Source organism: Aeromonas veronii (assembly GCF_040215105.1).
GTDB lineage: Bacteria > Pseudomonadota > Gammaproteobacteria > Enterobacterales > Aeromonadaceae > Aeromonas > Aeromonas veronii_G.
The window spans coordinates 3,093,830-3,106,313 of sequence record NZ_CP157875.1; the positions used below are offsets into that span (position 1 = coordinate 3,093,830).

Genomic DNA, 12,484 nt, shown 5'->3' on the forward strand with positions numbered 1-12,484 from the left:
ACTCCATCCTACTACTTGGTTACCGGGGTCTGCTCAGCCTGTGCGGTGGCCGTGGTGGCAGCGCGCTCAGTGGGGGCAACCTCGGCGCCAGGTTTGACCTTCTGCAGACCGGCCACGATCACCTTCTCACCGGACTGGAGACCTGACTCCACGACCCAGCTATCGCCGACCATGCGACTGACTTGCACATCCCGCAGCGCCACCTTGTTGTCCGGGGTCACCACCATGACGGTGGCACCGCCGTTGGGGGTACGGGTCACGGCAGTCTGCGGCACCAGCAAGCCTTCGGGGCGCTCGCCCTCTTGCAGGGTGGCGCGCATGAACATGCCGGGCAGCAGCAGATCCTTCGGATTGGGGACGATGACCCGCAGGGTCACCATGCCGGTGGTCTCATCCACGGTCACGTCGGAGAACTGCAGTGAGCCCTGCTCGGCATAGGTGCTGCCATCTTCCAGCTGGAAGCTGACCTTGGCGCCATCCTGCTGACCCTGGGTCAGCTTGCCAGCAGCCACTTCACGCTTGAGGCGCAGCAGGTCGGCGGTGGATTGGCGCACGTCCACATACATGGGGTCGAGCTGGGAGATGGTGGTCAGGCTGGTGGCCTGCTGGGCGGTCACCAGGGCCCCCTCGGTCACCGCAGACTTGCCGATGCGGCCGCTGATGGGGGCGGTGATCCGGGTATAGGCCAGATTGATGTTGGCGCTCTGCAGGGCGGCCTTGGCGGCACCGATCTCGGCAACCTGCTGTTTCCAGGCGGCGTCTGCATCGTCATATTCCTGACGGCTGATGGCCTTGACCTTCACCAGCTCGGCATAACGCTGGGCCTTGAGACGGGCACTGCGCTCGTTGGCCTCTGCCTTGGCAAGGTTCGCCTTGGCGCTGGCGACGGCGGCCTGATAGACGGCGGGGTCGATCTGGTACAACAACTGGCCGGCCTTGACGTCGCTGCCTTCGGTGAACAGGCGCTTGAGGATGATGCCGTTCACCTGGGGACGCACCTCGGCGACCCGCAGGGGGGCGGTACGGCCGGTCAGCTCGGACAGCAGTTGCAGCGGAGCCGTGTGCAGCGTCACCACATCCACCGCGGCGGGGGGCATTTCTCCCATGGCCTGCTGAGCCTCGCCCTTGTCACCACAACCAATCAGCAGGCCACTTGCCAGCATGGCAAGGCCGACCGAACGTGCGAGAATATGTTTGTGCATGAAATTCCTAGCCTCTGTTTCAATCAAAAAGAGAACAAAACCATAGGGTTTATAAGGGCCCTATTGGTAAAACTGCGAAGATGGTGCAATATACATACATTCGAGAATGTATGTAAGTAACTTTTAATCATTTCAACGGGTACAGCACCATGGCCAGACGGACTAAAGAAGAAGCGCAGCAGACCCGCTGCCACATCATGAGCACCGCCCTGACTCTGTTCTGTCAACAGGGGCTGGCCAGAACCAGTCTGACCGATATCGCCAAGGCAGCCGACCTGACCCGGGGCGCCATCTACTGGCACTTCAAAAACAAGGAAGAGCTGTTCGTCTCCCTGTGGGAGGAGCTCTGTGCCCCCCTCTCCCATCAACTCGACGCCTGTCTCGATGAGCGAGAACCCGATCCCCTCGGCAAGCTGCGCATCTTCCTCAAGGAGGTGATGATCAAGATAAGCACCGAGCCCGCCCAGCAGCAGATGTTCACCATCATGTACAACCTGGAGTCCCTGGAAGGGGAAGCCAGCTCATTGCGCGAGCACATGCGCCAGCAGTCGCTCAACTTCTTCCGGGATCTGGAGCTCACCCTGGCCAACGCGGTACGCCTCGGCCACCTGCCCGCCAATCTGGATCTGCATCGGGCCGCCACCCTGATGCACTGCACCCTGGATGGTTACGTCATCAACTGGCTGCACTTCCCGGAGCGCCTGAACCTCATCAAAGACGCCGACTTCCTGCTCGACGGCATGTTCTCCCTGATCGCCCAGCCCCGGGGCCCGGCAGTGCGCCCCGCCTGACCGAGACGAGGCCTTAACATCAGAAGGCCGGTCGGGAGAGATGAGGATGGCCTCCTCCCCCGACCAAGCCAGCCACCAGAGCCGGAAATCTGCTAGAGTAGCCGCCCCGCATCCAAGAGATCCCCTGATCATGCCCGCGTCATCCTCTCTTCTCCCCCTTCCCGCCCAGGCCCATCATCGCTTCCTGGCGCTGCTGCCAGAAGGCGCCCACCTGCTGGAGGCGGGCTGCGGGTCGGGCGAGGATCTTCACTATTTTCGCGACCAGGGGTATGTGGTCACCGCCTTCGATGCGAGCCTGACCCAGGCCAAGGCCGCCTCACGCCGGTGCGGCCAGCCGGTGCGGGTGTGCCGCTTCGAGCAGATGCACAACGTGCTGCCCTTTGACGGCATCTGGGCCAGCGCCTCCCTGCCCTGCCTCACCGAGGCCGAGCTCGCCCCCGTGCTGGCTCACCTTGCCAGCCTGCTCAGGCCAAAGGGACCGCTCTACTGCTCCTTCCCCCACCCGGATGGCGGGCTGCCGCGCGAAGACGCCGCCGCGCCTCTCGACTATCCGCTGCGCACGGCCCTGGACGAAGCTGCTCTTGCCGCTCTCATCGCCCCCTTGCCCTTTGCGCTGCAACAGTGCTGGCAAAGCGACGATGAGAGGCAGGGACGCTGGCTGCACGCCCTGCTGATCCGCGAGGCCAATCCCGCCACAATTAATCAATATCGCGGCCGCCGCTCCAGACAGGGAGCCCGACGCGACGTCGCATCTAGATAACAATATTTAACTCTGCATTAACCAGGTGAAGACAGACAAGATGCGGCTTTTGTGTTAAAAAGCAGCATCAAAATCAAGATTAAATAACAAAACAGACACCAACACCTGGATTAATGCATGAAACTTGTCCTTAAACTGATTGCCGGCATCCTCGCCGGTCTCCTGCTCGGTCTCTACGCCCCGGAATGGGTCGCACGCGTGCTGTTTACGGCCAAGACGGTCATCGGTCAGCTGATCACCTTCACCATCCCCCTGATCATCCTGTTCTTCATCATGAGCGGCATCGCCAGCCTGCCGAAGAACTCCGGCAAGCTGCTGGGCAAGACGGTGGCCCTCTCCTACTGCTCCACCATACTGGCGGGCCTGTTCGCCTTCACGGTGGCGAGCCACCTGATCCCGCACCTGACCACGGCCGCCGAGGCCAGCACGGAGACGGCCATCAAGCTCAGCTCCTACATCAACCTGGAGATACCGCCGCTGTTCGGGGTCATGTCGGCCCTCGCCGCCGCCTTCGTGTTCGGCATCGGCATCAGCGCCACCCAGGCCACCGATCTGCGCCGGGTCGCGGATCAGGGCCGTGACATCATCGACCGCCTGCTGGCCCGGGTGATCATTCCGCTGCTGCCCTTCTACATCGCCGGCGTCTTCGTCGAGATGACGGTGGAAGGCACCGTCTTCGCCACCCTGAAGACCTTCGGCGTGGTGCTGGTGATGGCCATCGCCATGCACTGGATCTGGCTCTCCGTGCTGTTCGTCGCCACCGGTCTGGCGCTGGGCCGCTCCCCGGCCATGCTCATCAAGAACATGCTGCCCGCCTACTTCACCGCCCTTGGCACCATGTCCAGCGCCGCCACCATCCCGGTCGCCCTGAAAGCCAGCAAGAACAACGGGGTGAGCGAGGGGATCGCCAACTTCACCGTTCCCCTGTGCGCCACCATCCACCTGTGCGGTTCCACCATCACCCTGGTGACCTGCGCCACCGCAGTGATGTTCCTCTCCGAGCACCTGGCCATCCCGGGGATCGGCACCATGCTGCCCTTCATCATGATGCTGGGCGTCATCATGATTGCGGCCCCCGGTGCCCCGGGCGGCGGCGTCATGTCGGCGCTGGGCCTGCTCACCTCCATGCTCGGGTTCGGTGAGGCCTCCATCGCCCTGATGATCGCCCTCTACCTGGCCCAGGACAGCTTCGGCACCGCCTGCAACGTCACCGGTGACGGCGTCATCGCCCTCTGGGCCGACCGCTTCGCCGAAGGGGAAAGCCTGCCGGTCGCCGAGCAGGAAGCGGCCTGACAGGCCACATCAGCCAATAAAAAAACGGGAGCCAGTGGCTCCCGTTTTTTTATGAGGCGTGTTCTGCCGGCGGCAACGGCTCGGTAAACACCAGCCGGTTACCGAAGGGATCCCGCACCGTGAGCTCCCGGCAACCCCAGGGCATGGTCTCGATGGCGGGGCGGGCGTTGGGATAGCCCTTGGCCCGCCACTCGGCGAACAGGGCATCGAGCTGGTCAGTGGAGAGGCGCAGGGCCGCCCCCGGGCAGGCATCCCCGTGGTGCTCGGAGAGGTGGATGACCCACTCCCCCCGGGAGATCTGCAGATAGAGCGGCAGGTCCGGGCCGAATCGGTGCTCCCAGTCGATGACGAACCCCAGGTAATCGAGGTAGAAGGCGCGCAACTTGCCCTCATCGAAGCTGCGCAGAATGGGCACGATCACAGGTTCATCCCCCGGCCGTTTGAGCAACTCATGGGTTGCTGCCCCGGCGGCGGATCACCCCTTCCTGCATGGTGCTGGCCACCAGCACCCCGTCACGGGTGAAGAACTGGCCGCGCACCAGGCCGCGACCGCCGCTGGCGCTCGGGCTGTCCACCACGTAGAGCAGCCAGTCATCCAGCCGGAACTCCCGGTGGAACCACATGGAGTGATCGATGGTCGCTACCTGCATGTCCGGCTCCCAGTAGGAGACGCCGTGAGGTTGCAGGGCGGCGAACAGGAAGTGGAAGTCCGAGGCATAGGCCAGCAGGTAGTTGTGCACTCGCTGATCGTCCGGCACCGGGCCGTTGGCCTTGAACCAGGTGTAGCGCAGGGGCTCGTGCACATCGGGCCGGATCGGGTCGACCAGGGTCACCGGGCGGATCTCGATGGGTTTCTCGCACAGGATCTTGTCCCGCAGGGCCGGCGGGATCACCTGCTCATAGGGGCGCACCAGCTCCAGCTCGCTCTTGAGCTGCTCGGGGGGGGTGATCCCCTCTGGCATCCGGGCCTGGTGTTCGAAGCCCTCGGCCACCACCTGGAAGGAGGCGTTGAGGTAGAAGATGGGCTTGCCCCCCTGGATGGCCTTGACCCGGCGGGTGGAGACGCTCTGGCCGTCGCGGATGTTCTCCACGTCGTAGACGATGGGCTTGTTGGCATCCCCCGGGCGCAGGAAGTAGGAGTGGCAACTGTGCACCTGGCGATCGCTCGCCACCGTCTGCTTGGCGGCTGACAAGGCCTGCCCCATCACCTGTCCGCCAAACACGGCCCGCAGACCGAGATCCTGGCTCTGGCCCCGAAACAGGCCCTCCTCGATTTTCTCCAGCGCCAGCAGTGCCAGCAGCTCATCCAATACCTTGCTCATTCATCTCTCCTGTATCAGTGCGGGCAAGGCTAACAAGCCAGCCCAGGCAGAGCAACCGCTCCCGCTGCCTGACACGCAGTGATAGAAAAATTTATCAAAATGAAAATCCATTAGCCCCACGAATGAAAATGCCCCCATTCCCCGGCTGAGCGGCCCTGCCCCGCCGCGCCTTCTCCCAGAAATGGAAAAGCCCGCACCAAGTGGTGCGGGCTTTCAAGGCGTGGCGACGAGCTCACCCCCGGGCAGGCTTACTTGCTGCCGGTCCCCGAGTTGCGGGTGGAGGAGGTCGGCTTGCGACGGGCGGTGGTGCTGCGGGCACGCGGCTCCTTGCCCTGCATCTCCTTGTGGCGCTTGACCGCGCGGCGGATCTGGGCGGCCTGCTTGTGGCGACCGGCCTTGCCGTCCTGTTGCAAGTCCACCTTGGACTCGGTTTCGTTGGGCAGATTGACCAGGCCGCGCAGGTAGTTCACCTCGGGCAGTTTGAGCTCCTGCCAGCCGCCGCGGGGGATGCCGCGATCCAGGGTGACGTCGCCGTAGCGGATGCGCATCAGGCGGCTCACCTGCACTTCCTGGGATTCCCACAGGCGGCGCACTTCGCGGTTGCGACCCTCGGTCAGGGTGACGTTGAACCACTGGTTCAGCCCTTCACCGCCGGCTGGCTTGATCTTGTTGAACTTGGCCATGCCGTCTTCCAGCTGCACGCCCTTGCGCAGGCGCTGCAACATGGCTTCGGTGATCTCGCCAAAGACACGCACCGCGTATTCCCGCTCCACTTCGTGGCTCGGGTGCATCAGCCGGTTGGCGAGCTCGCCGTCGGTGGTGAACAGCAGCAGGCCGGAGGTGTTGACGTCCAGACGACCCACCGCAATCCAGCGGGCCCCGTCCATCTTGGGCAGACGATCAAACACGGTGGGACGCCCTTCCGGATCGTGACGGGTACACATCTCCCCTTCGGGCTTGTGGTACGCCAGCACGCGGCAGATCTGCTCTTCCGCCGCACGGGTCTTGACCTGGTGACCATCCACCCGGATCACGGCGTTCACTTCGACGCGATCCCCCAGCGTGGCGACCTTGCCATCCACGCTGACCCGACCTGCGGTGATCAGGGCCTCCATCTCACGACGGGAGCCTTGACCCGCGCGGGCCAATACTTTTTGCAGTTTTTCACTCATCGGGTTTACCTGATTGTTGATCGCTGCCCGCATGATGAAGGGCAACGGTGGCTTTCGTGATGACGCCACGTGTGGCGCCTTCACCGCTTGATACTTGTCGACTCATGACGGCACGCTCTGGCCGCCCTGCCCTTCCCCGGACAAACCGGCGAGGGGGGTCTGCAGCTCGGGGTCCAGCTCGGGGAGCTGCTCCAGGCTGCGCAAATTGAAATAATCCAGAAACTCCCGGGTGGTGGCGAGCAGCTCGGGGCGCCCCACCACCTCCTTGTGGCCGATGCTGCGCACCCAGCCACGATCCTTGAGGGTATTGACGATCTGGCTCGACACCGCCACCCCACGGATGGCTTCAATCTCGGCCCGGGTAATGGGCTGGCGATAGGCGATCAGGGTCAGCGTCTCCATCACGGCCCGCGAGTAGCGCGGTGCCCTCTCGCTCCAGAGCCTCGAGAGCTCCTCGGCATACTCCTGGCGGGCCTGGAAGCGCCAGCCGGAGGCGACCTCCTTGAGCTCCACCCCCCGCGTCTCGTACTCTTTCTTGAGCTCGGCCAGCAGCAGTTGCACGTAGCGACCGGTGACCGGGTAGTCCGAGAGCACGCCCCCCTTGAGTTCACTCACCGAGAGCGGGCGACCGGCGACGAAGAGCGCCGCCTCGATCAATGTCTTCAGCCGCTCAGTGGGCAGCGCCATGGTTGCCCTCCTCGGACGCACTGGCCAATGCAAAGTGGATGGGACCGAGCGGCTCGGCCTGCAAAATCCAGATAAGCGACTCCTTGCACAGCTCCAGCAGCGCCAGGAAGGTCACCAATACCCCCATGCGCCCCTCCTCGGCCTTGACCACCTGATCGAGGCGCAGGGTCTGGCCCAGGGACAACATGGCCAGGATCTCCGCCATGCGCACCCGGGTCGGGATCTGCTCCCGGCGGATCTGGTGATGCTCAAAATGAGTCGCGCGTTTTACCACACTTTGCATGTAAAGGGCGAGCTCAACCAGTGAAACATCGGGCGTGAGTGGCTTCAAGGCGCCGAAATCCGGCGGCAAGGCGCTCGCCACATAGATCTCCCGCTCCACCCTGGGCGAAGCGTCCAGCCGCTCGGCCCCCAGCTTGTAGCGCTCGTACTCCTGCAGGCGACGGATGAGGGTCACGCGGGGATCTTCCCCTTCCTCGTCATCCTCCAGCTCCGGCGCCTTGGGCAGCAGCAGGCGGGATTTGATCTCCGCGAGCCAGGCCGCCATCAGCAGGTATTCCGCGGCAAGCTCCAGGTTCAGCCCCTGCATCAGCTCCACGTACTCCATGTACTGGGCGGTGATCTGCAAGATGGGCAGGTTCAGGATATCCAGCTGCTGGCGACGGATGAGGTAGAGCAAGAGATCGAGAGGCCCCTCGAAGGTGTCGAGGAACACCTCAAGCGCATCCGGCGGAATAAACAAATCCTGGGGCAGCTCATGGTAGGGCTGCCCCAGGACGGTGGCGATGGGCGGCGCCGGGACGGGCGGGGGCTGGTTGCCCTCACCCGGATCCCGGGTCGCCGTGTCGGCGGCCTTATTCAAACGGCGTGGGATCCCCGGCGCCGCGACGACGCAGCACGGGTTCGTCGTCGGAGAAGTCCACCACTGTGGTGGGCTGCTCGCCGAGATAACCGCCGTTGACCACCAGATCCAGCTGCTTGCCGAGCTTGTCGGCGATCTCTTCCGGGTCGAACTCCGCCATCTCGGAGCCCGGCAGGATCAGGGTGGTGGAGAGCAGGGGCTCACCGAGCTCTTCCAGCAACGCGAGGGCGATGTTGTTGGCGGGTACCCGGATGCCGATGGTCTTCTTCTTCTCGTTCATCAGGCGGCGCGGTACTTCCTTGGTCGCCTTGAAGATGAAGGTATAAGCCCCCGGGGTATTGTTCTTGATCAGGCGAAACGCGCCGTTGTCCACCTTGGCGTAGGTGGCGATTTCGGAGAGATCCCGGCACACCAGGGTGAAATCATGGTTCGGCTCGATGCGGCGGATGCGGCAGATACGCTCGAGGGCATCCTTGTTGCCCATCTGGCAGCCCAGGGCATAACCGGAGTCGGTGGGATAGACGATGACGCCGCCGTTTTTCAGGATCTGTACCGCCTGGCCGATGAGACGGGCCTGGGGGTTGTCCGGGTGTACGTAAAAATGCTGACTCATATGCTGTTCTCGCGATAGGGGCACGCGGCGTGCCCGCTTCATGGTCAAGGGCCTGCGCCCATGACACTACCTTAACGCCTTTGGCGAAGACTCGCTCGCGCCAAAAGTTAAAATTGGCTTCTCAGCCTCCCGATCCGCGCCTCAGCGGGCGGCCAGCAGGCTGGCATGCTCCTCGGGGCTGAGGCCAAAATGGCCGGGATAGCCGAGCCAGAGCGGCATTCCCTCCTTGGGCAGCCAGAGGTGACGACCGAGCTCGGTCCAGCTGGAGGGGAAGTGGAAATCCGACCCCACCGAGATGTAGAGATCGTGCTCCTTGGCCCACTGACCGAGGTTGGCCCGCTCCTGGGGGCTCTGCTGGGGCAGGGAGACCTCCATGGCATCGCCACCGGCAGCCCTGAAGGCCACCAGCAGCCGTTTGATCCACTTGGCGGTGAGATCGTAGCGGCTGGGGTGGGCCAGCACCGCCAGACCACCGGCGCCATGGATGGCCTCGATGGCCACCGCCATCTCGGGCCACTCGGCGGGCACATAACCCTTGTTGCCCCGGCTCAGGTACTTCTTGAATACCTTCTGCATGTTGTCCGCCACCCCGCGCGCCATCAGCACCCGGGCGAAATGGGCACGGGTGACGGCAGCGTCGCCGGCCAGGGCCTTGGCCTCTTCATAGGTGCCGGGCAGCTGGCACTTCTCGAGACGCCGCCCGATCTCTTCGGCGCGGGCCTCCCGACGGGCCAGTTGGGCGGCCAGAAAGGCGGTGAGTCCTGGATTTTGTTCATCCACCCCGAGCGCCACGATGTGGATCTCGTGATGCTCCCAACCGGTGGAGATCTCGACCCCGCTCACCAGTCGCAGGGGCAGTTGCTCGGCCTTGATCGCTTCGCGAATTTCATCAAGCCCGGCGAGGGTATCGTGGTCAGTGACCGCTAACACCTCGACCCCTTTTTCGGCGGCGCGGCGCACCAGTTCCGAGGGAGAAAGTACCCCATCGGAAGCCGTGGTATGACAATGCAGATCGAATCTCATCGGCGTGTTTCGCTCTTATCAACGGGTCCGCTTGGCAAAAAGCGGCAAAAAAGCGACTTGACTTGGCCGCGGCTTTAGCGTTTTCTGTAGACACTTCAAGTGCAAACAGATCGATACAGGATTTTATCATGCAAACGACAATCACCCTGACCCATAGCTGGTGGTGGCACATTCCCTGACATGCGGGCGTGTGGTCGTTGCTGTACCTGAAATCTGACAGCAAATAAAGAACCCAGAGAAAAAGCCCGCTGACCCCAGCGGGCTTTTTTATTATCCGGCAAATGGACATCTGATGAAACCGAGAATTCTGATCAGCGCACAAGCAGGGCGATGGCGGGCCCACTGAGGCAACCCCATCCATCCATTTTCAAGAGACTCAACATCATGAACATCGGTTACACAGAACAGCTGCAAGGGAACGCATCATGACAGCCAACAAGACCCGGTTACCCCTGGGCGAATTCGATACCATCCGGCTCAACGCCCCCTATGTGACAGACCCGCTGGCGCTTTACAGCCAGCTCTGCGAGGGCCGCCCCAACAACCTGCTGCTGGAATCCGTGGAGATCGACTCCAAGGCCGGCACCCAGAGCCTGCTGCTGGTGGATGCTTGCCTGCGCATCGAGTGCCGCGGTCGCACCGTGCGGGTACGCGCCCTCAACGACAACGGCGAGCGCCTGCAGACCCTGCTCGATGAGCGTCTGCCCGCCCTCATCACCCGCACCCTGGACGATGGCGAGCTCTGCCTCGCCTTCCCGGCCTCCGATCGGGAGCTTGACGAAGACAGCCGTCTCAAGGGGATCAGCGTGCTGGACGTGCTGCGCACCCTGCAACGGGAGCTGCAATGCCAGCTCGGCAAGGACGCGCTGTTTATGGGGGGCAGCTTCGCCTACGACCTCATCGCCTCCTTCGAGGATCTGCCACAAGTGCCGGAGGGCAGCAACGACTGCCCCGACTACTGCTTCTATGTGGCCGAGACCCTGATCACCATAGATCACATTAAGCAGAGTACCCAGTTGCTGGCCTGCCTCTTCGGCGGCGGTGACGAAGACGACAGCCAGCTCGACGAGCGCTATGCCCGCCTGACCGCCCGCCTCGAGACCTTCAAGCTGGCCTGTCAGCAGCCGCAACCCAGACAACAGGCGACCCAGCCCCTGGCCGGGGCGCTGGCGGTCGACAAGAACGACAAGCAGTTCTGCGCCGAGGTGGAGAAGCTCAAGGGCTTTATCCGCCGTGGCGACATCTTCCAGGTGGTGCCGTCCCGCAGCTTCTCCCTGCCTTGCCCCGAGCCCGTCGCCGCCTACCGTCGTCTCAAGCAGACCAACCCCAGCCCCTACATGTTCTACGTGCAGGATGAGGGCTTCACCCTGTTTGGCGCCTCCCCGGAGAGCGCGGTCAAGTTCGAGGCGGGCAGCCGCCAGGTGGAAATGTACCCCATCGCCGGCACCCGCCGCCGTGGCCTCAACCCGGACGGCAGCATCAATCTGGATCTGGACGGCCGCATCGAGCTGGAGCTGCGCCAGGACGAGAAAGAGGTCGCCGAGCACCTGATGCTGGTGGATCTGGGTCGCAACGACATAGCCCGCATCTCCGAGCCCGGCACCCGCTACGTCAAAGACTTGCTGAAAGTGGATCGCTACAGCCACGTGATGCACCTAGTCTCCCGGGTGGTGGGCACCCTGCGCGCCGATCTGGATGCCCTGCACGCCTATCAGGCCTGCATGAACATGGGCACCCTGACCGGTGCCCCCAAGCTGCGCGCCAGCGAGCTCATTCGCATGGTGGAAGGCAAGCGCCGTGGCAGCTACGGCGGCGCCGTGGGCTACCTCAACGGTGAGGGGGAGATGGACACCTGCATCGTCATCCGCTCCGCCTTCGTGAAAGACGGTGTTGCCCATGTCCAGGCCGGTGCCGGCGTCGTCTATGATTCCAAGCCCCAAGCCGAAGCGGACGAGACCCGCGCCAAGGCCGCCGCCGTGCTGGCCGCCATCGCCGCCAGCCATGGCACCTCCCTGCAGGCCCTGAGTCTGCAGGAGCACCAGTCAGAGAAGCACAAGGAGGCGCGCCATGACTAACATCTTCCTGCTCGATAACTTCGACTCGTTCACTTACTGCCAGGTTGCCGATCAGTTCCGCCCTTCGAAGGAGCAGTATCATGACTAATATTTTCCTGCTCGATAACTTCGATTCGTTCACTTATAACTTGGTGGATCAGTTCCGCACCCTGGGCTATCCGGTGCGCATCTACCGCAACAGCCTGCCGGCGAGCCGCATCATGAATGAGATCGAAGCCGCCGGTGGCGACGCCGTGCTGGTGCTCTCGCCGGGCCCGGGAGCCCCCCACGAGGCGGGTTGCCTCATCGAGCTCATCAAGCTGGCCCGTGGCCGGGTGCCCATCATCGGCATCTGCCTCGGTCATCAGGCCCTGTGTGAAGCCTATGGCGGCACAGTCGGGGCGGCGGGTGAAATCGTCCACGGCAAGCGCTCCTTGATCGAGCACAACGGCCACGGCGCCTTCGCCGGTCTGCCGAGCCCGCTGCCGGTGGCCCGCTACCACTCCCTGGTCGCGACCTATGTGCCGGAAGAACTGCAGGTGATTGCCCACTATCAGGGCATGCCCATGGCTGTCGAGCAGAGCGGCGAACGCGTGCTCGGCTTCCAGTTCCATCCAGAATCCATCATGACCAGCGAAGGGGCCCGCCTGCTCACCCAGGCCCTCGCCCACGTGACGCGTCCCGAAAGTACGGTGCGGTAAGGAG

The 12,484-nt window shown here is 63.4% G+C and carries 13 protein-coding genes; 5 read left to right on the forward strand and 8 right to left on the reverse strand.

The window, feature by feature from the left end; genetic code table 11:
* Positions 1-11: 11 nt before the first annotated feature.
* Positions 12-1,202: an efflux RND transporter periplasmic adaptor subunit gene (locus tag ABNP46_RS14165; RefSeq protein ID WP_349918619.1), complete on the reverse strand. Its 1,191-nt coding sequence runs from the start codon at positions 1,200-1,202 to the stop codon at positions 12-14.
* A 149-nt stretch (positions 1,203-1,351) separates the two neighbouring features.
* On the opposite strand from ABNP46_RS14165, the gene ABNP46_RS14170 reads away from it, so the two are divergent.
* From ABNP46_RS14170 to ABNP46_RS14180, 3 genes are all read left to right on the forward strand, one after another.
* On the forward strand, positions 1,352-1,993 hold the full coding sequence (locus ABNP46_RS14170) for a TetR family transcriptional regulator (protein ID WP_349918621.1): 642 nt from the start codon (positions 1,352-1,354) through the stop codon (positions 1,991-1,993).
* Between the two features lie 130 nt (positions 1,994-2,123).
* On the forward strand, positions 2,124-2,753 hold the full coding sequence (locus ABNP46_RS14175) for a class I SAM-dependent methyltransferase (RefSeq protein WP_349918623.1): 630 nt from the start codon (positions 2,124-2,126) through the stop codon (positions 2,751-2,753).
* 117 nt (positions 2,754-2,870) lie between these two features.
* Entirely contained in the window at positions 2,871-4,046 is a 1,176-nt protein-coding gene (locus ABNP46_RS14180; protein ID WP_349918626.1) for a dicarboxylate/amino acid:cation symporter, read from the forward strand.
* 49 nt (positions 4,047-4,095) lie between these two features.
* Here the strand turns inward: ABNP46_RS14180 and ABNP46_RS14185 are convergent, their stop codons facing one another.
* The 7 genes from ABNP46_RS14185 to rnm all read right to left on the reverse strand — a co-directional run bounded on the left by ABNP46_RS14185 (position 4,096) and on the right by rnm (position 9,725).
* Positions 4,096-4,467: a glyoxalase superfamily protein gene (locus ABNP46_RS14185; RefSeq protein WP_349918628.1), complete on the reverse strand. Its 372-nt coding sequence runs from the start codon at positions 4,465-4,467 to the stop codon at positions 4,096-4,098.
* A gap of 28 nt (positions 4,468-4,495) precedes the next feature.
* Entirely contained in the window at positions 4,496-5,368 is an 873-nt protein-coding gene (tesB, locus tag ABNP46_RS14190) for an acyl-CoA thioesterase II (RefSeq protein ID WP_349918630.1), read from the reverse strand.
* Between the two features lie 248 nt (positions 5,369-5,616).
* Complete coding sequence (gene rluB, locus ABNP46_RS14195) at positions 5,617-6,540, reverse strand: 23S rRNA pseudouridine(2605) synthase RluB (RefSeq protein WP_349918632.1); 924 nt, start codon at positions 6,538-6,540, stop codon at positions 5,617-5,619.
* Positions 6,541-6,642: 102 nt separating this feature from the next.
* Positions 6,643-7,227: an SMC-Scp complex subunit ScpB gene (gene scpB, locus ABNP46_RS14200; RefSeq protein WP_349918634.1), complete on the reverse strand. Its 585-nt coding sequence runs from the start codon at positions 7,225-7,227 to the stop codon at positions 6,643-6,645.
* Complete coding sequence (locus tag ABNP46_RS14205; protein WP_434476149.1) at positions 7,211-8,089, reverse strand: segregation and condensation protein A; 879 nt, start codon at positions 8,087-8,089, stop codon at positions 7,211-7,213. The genes scpB and ABNP46_RS14205 overlap by 17 nt, the downstream gene beginning before the upstream one ends.
* Entirely contained in the window at positions 8,082-8,702 is a 621-nt protein-coding gene (locus ABNP46_RS14210; RefSeq protein WP_349918636.1) for an L-threonylcarbamoyladenylate synthase, read from the reverse strand. The genes ABNP46_RS14205 and ABNP46_RS14210 overlap by 8 nt, the downstream gene beginning before the upstream one ends.
* Before the next feature lie 141 nt (positions 8,703-8,843).
* Complete coding sequence (gene rnm, locus ABNP46_RS14215) at positions 8,844-9,725, reverse strand: RNase RNM (RefSeq protein ID WP_349918638.1); 882 nt, start codon at positions 9,723-9,725, stop codon at positions 8,844-8,846.
* A 425-nt stretch (positions 9,726-10,150) separates the two neighbouring features.
* Between rnm and ABNP46_RS14220 the strand changes: the two genes are divergently transcribed.
* Both ABNP46_RS14220 and ABNP46_RS14225 read left to right on the forward strand, forming a co-directional pair.
* Positions 10,151-11,800 (forward strand): anthranilate synthase component 1, encoded by a 1,650-nt coding sequence (locus tag ABNP46_RS14220; protein ID WP_349918640.1) that lies wholly within the window; start codon positions 10,151-10,153, stop codon positions 11,798-11,800.
* A gap of 80 nt (positions 11,801-11,880) precedes the next feature.
* Positions 11,881-12,480 carry an aminodeoxychorismate/anthranilate synthase component II gene (locus ABNP46_RS14225; protein ID WP_349918642.1) on the forward strand — a complete coding sequence of 200 codons (600 nt, stop codon included), beginning with the start codon at positions 11,881-11,883 and terminating at the stop codon, positions 12,478-12,480.
* The last annotated feature ends 4 nt before the right edge of the window (positions 12,481-12,484 follow it).